Genomic DNA, 13,528 nt, shown 5'->3' with positions numbered 1-13,528 from the left:
GGTGCTCGCGCTCACGGGGTCCACAACCAGGATCGTAGGTGCGGCATTCCACCCGTGGGTGCCGTCCCCCGGACGGGCTGCGGGGCCTCGCTCAGCCGGCGGTGCTGACCTCGACCTCGCCGATCTGGGCGGAGAAGCCGTCCGCGTCGTCGACCAGGCCGGTCACCCACACCAGGACGTAGCGGGCCGTGACGGGCTCCTCGAAGGTCAGCTCGGTGCTGTTCTCCAGGGTGCCGTCGGTGGCGACCTCGAAGTCCTCCAGCGCCTGACCCTCGCTCTCGCCGGTGCGCACCTCGACGGTCGCGCCCGGGACGGGGGAGGCGATCGTGACCCCGGAGAGCGACTGGCTGCTGCCGAGGTCGTAGAGGATGCCGACACCGGGCTTGAGGTTCCCGAAGGCCGGGGAACCGCGGTAGGCGAGGGTGGACCAGGAGGTCGCCGGGTCGCCGTCGAAGGTGAGCGGGACGTCGTCGTCGTTCTCCGGCTCGCCGTCGCCGAAGGGGTCGAACACCGCTGCGGAGCTGATGGCGGCGGTCGGCCCGGCCGTGGGCTCCTCGGGCGCCGCGGAACCGTCCGCCGGTGCCGACGACGAGGGCAGCGAGCCCTCGACGTCGTCGACCGACCCGGTCACCGACAGGACGCTGGAGCCGAACCAGAAGGCCAGCCCGATGACGACGGCGAGCGCCAGCAGCGGGAGGCCCACCACCAGCAGCCGGTGCCGGCCGGCGCCGTCCTCCTCGTCGTAGTCGTCGTCCCGCCCGCTCGCCCGGTCGTCGTCGGGCAGCATGCCGAAGGACTCGTCGTCCCGCTCCGGGACCTCGATCGCGGAGGCGTCGACCGTGTCGCCACCGAGCGCCCCGGGCGGCAGGGGCGCGCCGCTGGTCACCGGACGGACCGCCGGCACGGGCGGGACCGGCGGGAGGGCGCCGGGCTCCAGCCGCACGGGCGCCTCGGTGTCGGGCTCGGTCTTCCGCAGGCGGCGGCGCTTCCCGTCGCCGTCGTCGCTGCGGCCGCCGCTGGGCTGCGCCGCACCACCACGCGGCCGCTCGGCCAGCAGCGCGGCCATGGCGGCGACGCTGGACAGCCCCTGGCCCGGCTCCGACGAGCGCGCGCGGCGGGCCAGCGCGACCAGGTCTGAGGGGCCGCTGAGCGGCTGCGCGGCCGGGCCGGTCCCGGTGAGGCAGGCCTCGAGCAGCTCACCGAGGGCCGTGACGTCGCCGTCGAAGCTGCCGGCCGCGGCGGGGACCGCCCGGAGGCCCACCAGGCCGTTGGGGCGGAGCACCACGTTGTCCAGGGACAGCCCGCCGACGGCCAGGCCGGCGCGGTGCGCCTCGGCGACGCCCTCGGCGAGCCGGCGCAGGACCAGCCGCACCTCGCGCTCGGGCATGGGGCCGGAGCGGAGCCGGTCGGCCAGCGTCTCGCCGTCGATCCACTCGTTGACGACGTAGGCGGCACCGCCGGGGGAGGCGTCGTCGCCGGCGCGCCCCTCGGAGGCGTCGTAGACCATCGCCAGCGCCGGGGTGGCCAGCCCGCCGGCGGTGAGGGCGCGGGTGATCCAGGCGTGCGCGGCCGGCCCCGCGGGGGTGTGCACCCGGACGGCGACGTCCCGGTTGAGGACGCGGTCCTTGGCCCGCCAGCACTGGATCACGCCGGTGGGGGTCGTCTCGTCGGGCCCGATCTGGTCGATCGGCCGGTAGCGGTCGGGGAGTCCGGTGGTCGTGGACGCCATCGACACTGTCGACTCCCTGTGCTGCTCCGGCCGCCGGGGCGGCTGCTCCGGCACGGTCGGCTCCTGCGGACGGCTCATGACCGGCCCCGTCCCAACCGGGCCCTGACCGCAGCCAGGGGCTCCCGGACCTCCGGAACACGGGCCACCACGAGTCCGACCACCGCGACGCCGCCGATCACCACGGTACCGATCAGCACCTGCAGGAGCGACCCTGTGGTGGAACGTCCGCCCAGGTCGGAGGTCACGATCCGGACAAGGAACCCGGCCAGGCCCGCCACGAGCGCCACCAGGGCGACCCGGAGCACCGGCAGGAAGGTCTCGCGCGTGCGCAGCCCGCCGAGCCGGCGGCGCAGGGCCAGGTCGCCGAGCACCCAGCCGGCCACGTAGGTGACGCTCGTGACGAGCATCAGCCCGGCGACGACGTCGTCGGGCCCGACGACGACGGGCACGAGGAACAGCAGGGGCACCCGGACGGCGACCATCCCGACCTGGATCAGCGTCGGGGTGCGGGCGTCCTTCATCGCGTAGAAGACCCGCAGCTGCAGCAGGGTGACCGCCATCGGCAGCAACCCGAAGGCGCCGGCCGCCAGCGCGACCCCGATCTGCTCGGCCTCGGCGAACGAGGTGTTCCCACGGCCGAACACCAGCGCGCCGATGGGGGCGCCCAGCACGGTGAGCGCCGCGGTGATCGGCAGCAGACCGAGTGCGGAGAGCCGGGTGCCGAGCGAGAGGTCGTCCACGACGCCCTCGACGTCGGAGCGCGCCGCCGCCCGGCTCATCCGGGGGACCAGGGCGGTCAGCAGGGCCACGCCGATGATCCCGTAGGGCATCTGGAAGAGCAGGCTGGCGTACTGGAAGGCGGTGGAGCCCAGCCCGCCGTCCCGCTGGGCGGCGTTGGCGATCCGCAGTGCCACCAGGACACCGATCTGGCTGACGGCGACGTAGCCGATGACCCACAGGCCGAGCGCCCCGGCCTCGCGGAGCCCGGTCTCCCGCACTCCCCACCGCGGTCGCAGGGGGACCCCGGCGCGGCCGAGGAGCGGGACCAGCACGATCGCCTGCACCGCGATCCCCAGCACCGTGCCGATCCCGAGCAGCCACACCAGGCCCGGCGCGATGGTCGCCGCCTCGAGGCTGCCCGGACCGCTCGCGGCCAGGAAGACCAGCCCGGTGGCGATCACCACGACGTTGTTGAGGACCGGTGCCCAGGCCGGGGGCCCGAAGACGCCGCGGCTGTTGAGGATCGCCTGGGCGAACGCGCCGAGCCCGTAGAACACGATCTCGACCAGCAGCATCCGCGCCAGCCAGTTGGCCAGGCGGTACTGATCGGGGTCCTCGTCGAGGCCGTACAGAGAGGTCAGCAGCGGGGCGGCGAGCACGGCCAGCACGGTCATGACGGTGAGCCCGGCCATGGCGACGGTGACCAGCCGCTGGGCGTACGCGACGCCGTCGTCGGCGTCCCGCTCCTGCGCGTGCACCAGCAGCGGGACGATGACCGAGGTCAGCACGCCGCCGAGCAGCAGCTCGTAGACGATGTTCGGGAGCGTGTTGGTCGTGCTGTAGGCGTCGGCGACGAAGCCGACGCCGAGCGCGGCCGCCAGCACGACGGTGCGCAGCAGGCCGGTGACGCGGGAGACCAGCGTGGCCATCGCCATGGTCCCGGCCGCGCGCAGGATGCCGCGGCTGGCGCCGGGGGCGCCCTCGCGCTCCTCGACGTCCTGGTCGGTGTCGGAGGCCGCCCGCGGCACCGGCGGTAGCACGGTGATCGGGAAGACCTGGGTCTCGTCCGCGGCGGGGACCCAGCGGTGCCGCATCGGGGGCAGCGGCGGCAGGGGTGCGGCCGGACGCTGCGCCCTCGCGGGCACCTCCGGCGGCGGGGCCTGCGGCGGTGGCGGGAGCACGCGGGCGGGTTCCTGGCCGGCCCGCCGGACGTCGTCGTCCGGCCGGGCGTCCATCTGGGGGTGCGGCGCGACGGCGGCGTCCTCCGGCGGGGTCGCCAGGTAGGGCGCGGGCGGCAGGGGGGCGCCGCTGCGCCGGGCGGGTGCCGGCCGGGCGGGCGGTGGCGGGGGCATGCGGACCGGCCGGGGACGCCGCTCCTCGCGGGCGGACGGCTCGTCGGACCCGTCGTCGGTCGCGGGGCGGTCGCTGACGTCGGGGCGGTCGGTCACACCGGGCTCCGGGTGGGCGGCGCGGCCAGGCCGGGGGGCGCGAGCTCCGGGCCCTCGACGGCACCGCGGCGACGGCGGCGGACCAGGTTGACGAACCGGCGCAGGAAGAGCAGGCCCAGCAGCGACGCCGCGCCGATCGTGATCGACAGCGAGATGGACCCGTAGGCGGTGCTCTTCACCTGCATGTCCACGCGCTCGCCGAGCGGCCCACCGGAGGGGGTCGTCACCTCGGCGGTGACGGCGAAGCCGCCGGACTGGCGCACCTCCGTGGGCACCTGCAGGGTCGTGCGCTCCCGGGGGGCCAGGGTCTGGACGCCGATGTCGCCGATCGAGAGCCCGCGGCTGCCACGGGTGCGCACCTGGAGCAGCACCTGGACGGCGAAGGGCAGGTCGTTGTCGACGGTGAGGACCAGCGGAGCCGTGCTGGAGGCCAGGGTGTAGGTGCCGTCGGCGGGCGCGACGACCGTGACCCGCCCGCGGAGCCGGTCCACGGCGGCGCGCGCGGCCTCCGCCGCGGCCCGGAACGCCTCGGGGTCCTGGGCGCGCAGGACGGAGGCGCTGCGGGCGATCCCCGCGTCGTAGGCCTGCAGCGCGACCCCGGCGTCGCCGACGACGGCGCCGGCCAGGTCGTCGCGCACGGCCACGGCCTCGGCCAGCGCGAGCATCCCCTCGGCGTCGAGGCGGCGCACCGAGGCGGGGGTGGTCACCTCACCCGCGTCCGCGACCGGGACGTTGCCCAGACCGGCCACCGACTCGGCGCGCAACCACGGCAGGCCCGTGGTGTCGGCCATCATCGCGCCGGCGCCGTCGGGGCCGGAGCGCACGTCGCGCGGCGGGGCCACGAGCACGGTCTGCTCGGTGCCGGGCGGGGACTGCAGCGTCAGCGCCGCCAGCTCGGCGACGTAGCGCTGCACGGCCACCCGGGGGCCGCCCGGGACGTCCTCGGCGCCCCCGACCAGCGCGGTGAGCGTCGGGTCGGCGACCAGGACGTCGATCGTCCCGTCGGCGACCGGCAGGGTGCTGTGCGCGACGGCGTCCGATCCGTCCAGCCCGACCGCCGACTCCCCGTCGGTGAGGGCGTCGCCGGCCAGCACGACGCGGTCGACGCCGCCGTCGCGCAGGACGTCCAGCGTGGCCGGCTCGAAGCCGCCGTCCGCGGCCCAGGCCAGGTCGGTCACGGGGGTGACGTCCAGCAGGTCGTCCAGGATCACCGAGCCCGCGCCGGTGGTGCGCGGCGGCTCCTCCTCGGCCGGGGCGGCGCCGTCGGCGGTCGGCGTCGCCGGTGCCGGTGCCGCGCCGGGCGGGTCCTGGGCGGTCCCGTCGGGGGATCCGGGCAGGCTGCGGGTGACCACGCCGGGCAGCCCGGCGAGCTGCAGGCTGTCGGCGTCGACGTCGCCGTAGGGCAGCGCGACCACCGGGTGGACGGCGGCGACCGCGCGCAGCCGCTCGAGGAACGCCCGCGCCTCGTCGGTGCCGGTTCCGGCGTCCTCCTCGCCGTCGACGGCGTAGGGACCCTCGGCCATGACCGACAGCTCCTCCACCAGGGCGGGATCGATCGCGAGGGTCACCTGCAGCGCGGGCGCCGCGGCCCCGTCGGGTGCGGCGGCGGTGGGCAGCCGCTCGACGACGGCGAGGGCGCGGTCCAGCCGGCCGCCCTCGGCGACGACCTCGGTCAGCCCGTCGTCGGCGAAGCCCCCGGACGGCGTGCGGTGGCTGCGCTCGGACAGCGGCCAGAGCCAGGCCACGGCGGTGCGGGCGGCCGGTTCGACCGGCTGCTGGACGACGAAGGTGGACAGCTCGCCGACGCGCTGCTGCTCGTCGCCGTCCACGGTGCCGTTGACGTTGAGCAGCGCCGGGTAAACCCCGTCGCGCTCCAGCCGGAGCTCGTCGGAGGGGACCGTGTAGCTGAAGCCGGCGCTCGCGCCGGGGGCCAGGTCGTCGGGCACCTCGGAGAACGGTGCCAGCACGGTGGTGGCCGGATCGGGATCGGCGACCGCGGCGGCGAGCTCCTCCCGGGTGGTGCGCACCTCGCCGCGCTGCAGCCGGACGGCGAGGTCGGTGATCGGCAGCGCACCCGTGTTGGTCAGCGTGCCGGTGACGGTGATCAGGGACCCCGGTGTGACGGTGCGCGGCTCGAACCGGCCCACCTCGATGCGCACGGGGCGCTCGGCGTCGACGCCGTCCCCGGGGACGGCGGGCGCGGCCTGCGCGGGTGCGGGCAACGGGTGTGCCAGGGCCAGCGCACCGGCCACCAGCGGGACGAGCGCGACGGCGCGACGGACGGCGCCCGGCCGGGCGGAGGCGTCGGCGGCGGGGCGGCCGCCGGCGCGGGCGGCAGCCGGCCGCGTCACGCGGTGTCGGCCAGGAGTCCGGGCGCGCGCTCCACGAGTGCCCGCTCGTCGGCGTAGGCCAGCCGGGTGCTCAGCTCGTCCAGGGGCACCCAGGCGACCTCGGTGACCTCGATGTCGGCGTCGGAGAGCGCGCCGCCGATCGCGCGCAGCAGGAAGTGGTGCACCGTCTTGTGCACGCGGCGGCCCTCGGCGACGAACCAGAAGTCGATGATGCCGAGCGGCGCGACGACCTCGCCGATGATCCCGGTCTCCTCCGCGACCTCGCGCACTGCGGTGTCCTCGGGGGTCTCGCCGGCCTCGATGTGGCCCTTCGGGAGGGACCAGAGCAGGCGTCCGCGGCGGTCCGTCCGGCCGATCAGCGCGGCACGGGGACCGGTCACCCCGTCGTCGGCGACCACCAGGCCCCCGGCGGAGGTCTCGTCGACCCGGCGCAGCCGGCGGCCCGGGCGCCCACGCCCGCCCGTTCCAGCCATGCCAGGAGGGTACCGGTAAGAGCTGGGTGAGCAGAGCAGCCCGACCCGGCGGCCCCGAGTGCGGGGCGGGGCGGGTTCCCGCGCGCACTACCCTGGCTCGTCGTGTCCGCGCAGTCGCCGAGTCGTCCTGAGCCCGAGCCCGTGCCCGCGGCCGTCCAGGAGACCGTCCGCCGGCTCGTGGACCTGTCCCCCGTGCTCACCGAACTGGGCGAGCGCTTCGCCGCTGCCGGGTTCGAGGCGCACCTGGTCGGCGGCAGCGTCCGCGACGCCCTGCTCTCCGCCGGCGCCGGGATCGACCAGGTGCCCGGCGACCTCGACGTCACCACCGACGCCCGGCCCGAGCAGGTGCTGGACCTGCTCCGCGGCTGGGCCCGTTCCACGTGGAACACCGGCATCGCCTTCGGCACCGTGGGCGCGGAGATCGGCGGCGCGCGGGTGGAGATCACCACCTTCCGGGCCGACCGGTACGACCGCGAGTCCCGGAACCCGGAGGTGGCCTGGGGCGACTCGCTGCTGGACGACCTGGTCCGGCGGGACTTCACGGTGAACGCGATGGCGGTGAGCCTCGGACCGGACCGCACCGTCACCGACCCCTTCGGCGGGCTCGGTGACCTGCTCGCCCGGCGGCTGCGCACGCCCGGCACCGCGGAGGAGTCCTTCGCCGACGACCCGCTCCGGATGCTCCGCGCCGTCCGGTTCGTGGCGCAGCTCGGGCTCACCCCCGCGGACGACGTCGTCGCGGCGATGACCGCGCTCTCCGGCGAGCTGGCCCGCATCACGCCGGAGCGGGTGCAGGCCGAGCTGTCGAAGACGCTGCTGCAGGACTCCCCCCGCGCCGCGCTCGAGCTCTTCGTCGCCACCGGGCTGGCCGACGTCGTGCTGCCGGAGCTCTCCGCGCTGCGCATGGAGATCGACGAGCACCACCAGCACAAGGACGTCTACACCCACTCGCTCACCGTGCTCGACCAGGCGATCGAGCTGGAGAAGGCCGATCCCGGCAGCGGGTCCCCCGACCTCGTGCTGCGCCTGGCCGCGCTGCTGCACGACATCGGCAAGCCGGCCACCCGCCGGCACGAGCCGCGCGGGCGGGTCTCCTTCCACCACCACGAGGTGGTCGGGGCGAAGCTGGTGCGCAAGCGGCTCCAGGCGCTGAAGTACTCCAAGGAGATCGTCGAGCAGGTCGCCCGGCTGACCTTCCTGCACCTGCGCTTCCACGGCTACGGCCGCGGCGAGTGGACCGACTCGGCCGTCCGCCGCTACGTCACCGACGCCGGTGACCTGCTCCCCCGCCTGCACAAGCTGGTGCGCTCGGACTCCACCACCCGCAACAAGCGCCGGGCGGCGGCGCTGGCGGCCACCTACGACTCGCTCGAGGAGCGGATCACGGTGCTGGCCGCGCAGGAGGACCTCGCCCGCGTCCGGCCCGACCTGGACGGCAACGCGATCATGGAGATCCTCGGCGTGGGCCCCGGCCCCGAGGTCGGCGCGGCCTGGCGCTTCCTCAAGGACCTGCGCCTGGAGCGCGGCCCGCTGGACCCCGACGACGCCGAGGCCGCGCTGCGGGCCTGGTGGGCGGAGCGCACGGGCTGACCGGGGGACGCGACGACCGCCCGGCTCCAGAAGCCGGACGCCGGTGCCGAGAAATCTCCCGTGCACCCGCATGACCCCGAGGACGCCGGCCACCTGCCCGCGTCGCCGTCCGGGCGCGTCCCCCAGTGGGTCCTCCAGGAGGCCGCCGGTGTGACGGCGCCGCCCGAGCCGTGGCGCGGCGCGGTGGCCCCGCCCCGGCGCCGGCGGGGGCTGTGGAGCGGGCTGCTGGTGGCGGCGGCGGTCGCGGGCGCGGTCGCCCTCGTCGACCCGTCGGAGCTGCCCTGGGCCCAGCGGTTGCCCCAGGCCTCCCCCGGGCTGCCGGCGTCGTCGGAACCGGCCCGGCCCACCGACCGGCCGACGCCGAGCGGCCTGCTCGTCCCCCTCGGCCCTCCCCCGCTGCCGCCGCCGGTCGGCGGCACGCACGGCTTCACCACCTTCCAGGACGACGGCGTCACCCCGGTCGCCTACGACCCCTGCCGCACCATCCACTACGTGCTCCGGCCCGACGCCACGCCTCCAGGCGGCGAGCAGCTGGTGCACGACGCGGTGCTGCGCATCGCCGACGTGACCGGTCTGGTCTTCACCTTCGACGGCTACACCGACGAGCCGCTGACCACCGAGCGGGCGGTGTACCAGCCCGAGCGCTACGGCGACCAGTGGGCGCCGGTGCTCATCGGCTGGCAGACCGAGGCGGAGAACCCCGCGCTGGTCGGTGACGTCGTGGGCGAGGCCGGCAGCGTCGCGGTCTCCCTCGGCGAGGGGCCCCGGGTCTTCGTCAGCGGCACGGTGAGCCTGGACTCGGTCCAGTTCCCGGAGATCCTCGGCGGGCGCGACGGCGCGGCCGTCGCCCGGGGCATCGTGCTGCACGAGCTCGGCCACCTGGTGGGCCTGGCGCACGTCGACGACGACGCGGAGCTGATGTACCCCGAGGCGCGGCGGGCCGTGACCGACTTCTCCGCCGGTGACCTCACCGGCCTGGCCGCCCTCGGCGCGGGGCCCTGCGTCCCCGAGCTCTGAGCCGCCCGCTCAGCGCCGGGTCATCCGCGCGTGCAGCACCGCGGTGAGCAGGTACCCGGCTGCCACGATCCCCAGCACCGGCGGTGAGACGCCGGACGACGGCAGGGCGAACGCGGCCAGGACCAGCGCCGCGACGTAGCCGACGTTGACCACCGTGTCGTACACGGAGAACACCCGGCCCCGGTGGTCGTCGTCGATGCGCTCCTGGAGCGTGGCGTCGACGCAGATCTTCACGCCGTGGCCCACGAACCCGAGCACGAAGCCGGCGGCCACCGCCGCTCCCGGCTGCAGCAGGAGCCCGAGCCCCAGCTGGGCCGTCCCGCCGCCCACCAGCAGGAGCCCGGTCCACCGCCGCGTGCCGATCCGGGCCACCGCCCCGGGGGTCACGGCAGCCGCGACGAGGGTGCCGACGGCACCGGCGGCGACCACCTGTCCCAGCCCCGTCAGGCCGCCGGGGAACAGCCCGGTGCCGGCGGTGAAGGTGCCGCGGTGCAGCAGCAACGCCATCAGCGTCAGGACGCCGAACAGGCAGCGGTGCAGGCCGATGGCGGTGAGGGCCGCCCGGGCCGGTCGGTCCCGCCAGGCGTGCCGGGCGCCCGACGCCATGCCGGCCAGCACCTGGCCCGCCGTCAGACGCGCCGTCCGGGCCATGTGGTCCGGGCCCAGGTGACGTCGGTCGAACCCGGTCACCACGGCGGCCGAGCCGAGGTAGGGCAGGGCGGCGGCGAGCGCCAGGGCTGCGTACCCGGCGTCACCCGAGCCGGTCAGCGGGGCCAGGACCAGCGCTGCGCCGCCGCCCACCACGGTCGCCACCGAGCCCGACGTCGTCGACAGGGCGTTGGCCCGGACCAGCGAGTGCTCGTCGGTGGTGTGCGGCAGCCCCGCGGACAGCGCGGACAGCACGAACCGGTTGACCGAGAACACCGCGAGCCCAGCCAGGAGGAAGGCCGGTCCCTGGACGCCGGCCAGGATCAGAGCGGCCACGACCGCGACCAGGACGGCGCGCACGAGGTTCGCGCGCAGGAGGATCTGCCGGCGGCTCCAGCGGTCCAGCCAGACCCCGGCGAACGGCCCGACCAACGAGTAGGGCAGGAGCAGCACGGCGAAGCCGGCGGCCACGTCGACGGGGTCGGCCGCCCGCTGCGGGTTGAACAGGATCGTGCCGGCCAGGGCCGCCTGCAGGACGCCGTCCCCGAACTGGGCCAGCAGCCGGGTGCCGAGCAGCCGGCGGAAGTCCCCGCGGGTGAGCAGGCCGCGCACCGTCGTCCCCGCCGCGGCCACGTCCCCACCCTAGATAAAGGACCCCGTCCCCCTCACCCCTCGCAGGCTCGCGGCGAGCCTCTGGACGGGGCCGCCCGCCCTCTCCGTCACCCGCGCGGCCGACGCCCGTACCCGGAGCGGTTGGGTGGGGCACACTGGGGAAGATGTCCCCGGTGCCCGCTTCGCCCGAGCCCGAGTCCGGTCCGCCCACCCGGCCCGTGACCGGCCGTCGTCGCGCGCGCGCCGTCCCGGCCCTGTCGATCGGCTGCCTCGACGACGTGAGCGCGGGCAGCCTCCTGGTCGCGATGCCGTCGCTGACCGACCCGACGTTCGCCGGCACCGTCGTCTACGTCCTCGACCACTCCGACACCGGCACGCTGGGCGTCGTCCTCGGCCGGCCGAGCCAGGTGGAGATCCGCGACGTGCTGCCCGGCTGGTGCGACCTCGCCGTCGCCCCTGGGGTCTTCCACGTGGGCGGGCCGTGCGAGACCGACACCGCGCTGTGCCTGGCCACGGCCGCGGAGCCGGAACCGGAGGCGGGACTGCGACCGGTGGCCGGCGACGTGCACCTGGTCGACCTCGACGGGGACCCCGACGCGCTGGCCGGCCGGCTCACCGGCCTGCGGGTGTTCGCCGGGTACGCCGGCTGGTCGCCCGGCCAGCTGGCCGGGGAGATCGCCGAGGGTGCGTGGGCCTGCGTCCCCAGCCGGCCCGGCGACGTGCTCGGAGACCTGTCCGGGCCGCAGCTGTGGCGGCAGGTGATGGGCCGCCAGTCCGGCCGGCTCGCCGTCCTCTCCACCGCCCCCGCGGACCCCGCCGCGAACTGATCGCCGCGACGCGCCCGCCGATGGGGAGCGCGACGGCGCCCGGTCTGGTAAGAAGGACGTCGGGAAGGGGCGGTCTGGGGAAGAGACCGCCCCTTCCCACTTGTCTGCGGTCCTCTCAGAGGCCGAAGTCCTCCGCCACCTCCGGATGGTCCGCCGCGGCCGCCGTCTCGTCGTCGCCCGGGAGCGCCACCCGCCGGGTCCCGTGGTCGGCCAGCGTGAGCGTCACGTCCAGCCCGCTGTCGGGCAGGGTGGCCCGATACTGCACCAGCGTCCCGTCCCCCGCGTCGACCGCGACGCTGCGCCCCTCGCGCAGCCGGTAGACGACGGTCGGGCGGCCGTCCAGCGGCTCCTCCGCCTGCCAGCGGTACGGCCCGTCCAGGAACAGCGCGGGGTCGTCGGCCTCCGGCTGGGCCAGGTTGAGCAGCATCGCGACGAGCACGTCGAGCAGCTCCGGGTCCTCGGGGTCGGCCGGCCGCGGGCGCCGCAGGTAGGAGGCGTCGGGCGCCCCGTCGGCCGCCAGTGCCTCGGACAGCCCGGGGACGTCGCCGGACCACAGCTCGTCGCGGTCGAAGAAGAGGGTGCGGGCGTCGCGCTCCTCGTCGTCGACGACGGTGACCGCCTGGGCCCGGCCGACCCCGCGCCGGAAGTCGACCTCCCCGGTGAGCTCGAGCAGCGCGTCGTCACCGAAGGGCACCGACACGACGAAGTCCGCGCCGCCCTCGGTGTGGTTGCGGTGCAGCAGCTCGGCCAGGGTCCGGGCCTCGTCCTCGGTGATCGGCTCGCCGGGGGAGCGCTCGTCCCCCGAGCACGCGGTCAGGAGGAGCAGCGCGAGCGCCGCCGTCCCCGCGCGGGTGGCGAGCGGACGGCGGGCGGGCATGCCGGGAGCCTAGGGAGCGCAGCTCCCCATCCCGGGCAGGAAACGCAGCAGGGCCCGCATCCCCGGAGGAATGCGGGCCCCGCGTCACGCGATGGAACGGCCTCCCTGCAGGGAGGCCGTTCGATCAGGCGTCGCCGCGGATGAACGCCTCGACGGCGTCCCGGGCCTCGCTGTCGCTGTACTGCACCGGCGGGCTCTTCATGAAGTACGACGACGCCGACAGGATCGGGCCGCCGATCCCGCGGTCCTTGGCGATCTTCGCGGCGCGGACCGCGTCGATGATGATGCCGGCCGAGTTCGGGGAGTCCCAGACCTCGAGCTTGTACTCCAGGCTCAGCGGGACGTCACCGAACGCGCGGCCCTCGAGCCGGACGTAGGCCCACTTGCGGTCGCTCAGCCACGGCACGTGGTCCGAGGGACCGATGTGCACGTTGTCCTTGCCCATGTCCCGGTCGACCTGGCTCGTGACGGCCTGGGTCTTCGAGATCTTCTTGGACTCCAGGCGCTCGCGCTCGAGCATGTTCTTGAAGTCCATGTTGCCGCCGACGTTCAGCTGCATCGTGCGGTCGAGCTGCACACCGCGGTCCTCGAACAGCTTGGCGAGCACGCGGTGGGTGATGGTGGCGCCGACCTGGCTCTTGATGTCGTCACCGACGATCGGCACGCCCGCGGCGGTGAACTTGTCCGCCCACTCCTTGGTGCCGGCGATGAAGACCGGCAGGGCGTTCACGAAGGCGACGCCGGCGTCCAGGGCGGCCTGCGCGTAGAACTCGGCGGCCTGCTGCGAACCGACGGGCAGGTAGCAGACGAGGACGTCGGCGCCGGACTCCCGCAGCGCCGCGACCACGTCGACCGGCTGCTCGTCGGACTCCTCGACCATCTCGCGGTAGTACTTGCCGAGCCCGTCGAGGGTGGTGCCGCGCTGCACGGTCACGCCCAGCGGCGGGACGTCGCAGATCGAGATGGTGTTGTTCTCGCTGGCCACGATGGCCTCGGAGAGGTCCCGACCGACCTTCTTCGCGTCGACGTCGAACGCGGCGACGAACTCGACGTCGGAGACGTGGTACTCGCCGAACCGGACGTGCATCAGCCCCGGCACGGACGCCGTCTCGTCGGCGTCCTTGTAGTACTCGACGCCCTGCACGAGCGAGGCGGCGCAGTTACCGACGCCGACGATGGCGACCTTGACTGACCCCATGACTCTCCTTCTCCCTGGACCGGTGGTCCGGTGTACGT

Annotated in this window: 10 protein-coding genes; 3 read left to right on the top strand and 7 right to left on the bottom strand. The window is 75.6% G+C overall.

Annotated features, from left to right (window positions below; translation table 11 throughout):
* Nucleotides 1-91: 91 nt before the first annotated feature.
* The 4 genes from DQ244_RS08265 to DQ244_RS08250 form a co-directional block, all read right to left on the bottom strand.
* A complete protein-coding gene (locus DQ244_RS08265; RefSeq protein WP_199580292.1) occupies nucleotides 92-1,729 on the bottom strand; it encodes a protein kinase family protein in 1,638 nt (545 codons plus the stop codon).
* Between the two features lie 74 nt (nucleotides 1,730-1,803).
* Nucleotides 1,804-3,897: a murein biosynthesis integral membrane protein MurJ gene (gene murJ, locus DQ244_RS08260; protein ID WP_233491257.1), complete on the bottom strand. Its 2,094-nt coding sequence runs from the start codon at nucleotides 3,895-3,897 to the stop codon at nucleotides 1,804-1,806.
* Entirely contained in the window at nucleotides 3,894-6,248 is a 2,355-nt protein-coding gene (locus DQ244_RS08255) for a DUF6049 family protein (protein ID WP_113810986.1), read from the bottom strand. Before DQ244_RS08255 ends, murJ begins: the two co-directional genes overlap by 4 nt.
* Nucleotides 6,245-6,721, bottom strand: a complete 477-nt coding sequence (locus tag DQ244_RS08250; RefSeq protein ID WP_113810985.1) for an NUDIX hydrolase — start codon at nucleotides 6,719-6,721, stop codon at nucleotides 6,245-6,247. The genes DQ244_RS08255 and DQ244_RS08250 overlap by 4 nt, the downstream gene beginning before the upstream one ends.
* Before the next feature lie 141 nt (nucleotides 6,722-6,862).
* On the opposite strand from DQ244_RS08250, the gene DQ244_RS08245 reads away from it, so the two are divergent.
* Nucleotides 6,863-8,311 carry a CCA tRNA nucleotidyltransferase gene (locus DQ244_RS08245; RefSeq protein WP_199580291.1) on the top strand — a complete coding sequence of 483 codons (1,449 nt, stop codon included), beginning with the start codon at nucleotides 6,863-6,865 and terminating at the stop codon, nucleotides 8,309-8,311.
* A gap of 60 nt (nucleotides 8,312-8,371) precedes the next feature.
* Nucleotides 8,372-9,328 (top strand): matrixin family metalloprotease, encoded by a 957-nt coding sequence (locus DQ244_RS08240; RefSeq protein ID WP_113810983.1) that lies wholly within the window; start codon nucleotides 8,372-8,374, stop codon nucleotides 9,326-9,328.
* Between the two features lie 9 nt (nucleotides 9,329-9,337).
* On the opposite strand, the gene DQ244_RS08235 is transcribed toward DQ244_RS08240, so the two are convergent.
* The gene (locus DQ244_RS08235; protein ID WP_113810982.1) at nucleotides 9,338-10,609 is read right to left on the bottom strand and encodes an MFS transporter; all 1,272 of its coding nucleotides are present in this window, start codon (nucleotides 10,607-10,609) and stop codon (nucleotides 9,338-9,340) included.
* Between the two features lie 152 nt (nucleotides 10,610-10,761).
* Between DQ244_RS08235 and DQ244_RS08230 the strand changes: the two genes are divergently transcribed.
* Entirely contained in the window at nucleotides 10,762-11,415 is a 654-nt protein-coding gene (locus DQ244_RS08230; protein ID WP_233491256.1) for a YqgE/AlgH family protein, read from the top strand.
* 115 nt (nucleotides 11,416-11,530) lie between these two features.
* Here DQ244_RS08230 and DQ244_RS08225 read toward each other — a convergent pair whose 3' ends face one another.
* Complete coding sequence (locus DQ244_RS08225; RefSeq protein ID WP_113810980.1) at nucleotides 11,531-12,292, bottom strand: hypothetical protein; 762 nt, start codon at nucleotides 12,290-12,292, stop codon at nucleotides 11,531-11,533.
* Nucleotides 12,293-12,416: 124 nt separating this feature from the next.
* A complete protein-coding gene (locus DQ244_RS08220) occupies nucleotides 12,417-13,490 on the bottom strand; it encodes an inositol-3-phosphate synthase (protein WP_113810979.1) in 1,074 nt (357 codons plus the stop codon).
* Nucleotides 13,491-13,528 lie beyond the last annotated feature (38 nt).

It is taken from the genome of Blastococcus sp. TBT05-19 (assembly GCF_003319095.1).
In the GTDB taxonomy this organism is placed as follows: domain Bacteria; phylum Actinomycetota; class Actinomycetes; order Mycobacteriales; family Geodermatophilaceae; genus Blastococcus.
Note: the sequence above shows the minus strand (reverse complement) of the source record. Positions and strands in the feature narration are given on the sequence as shown.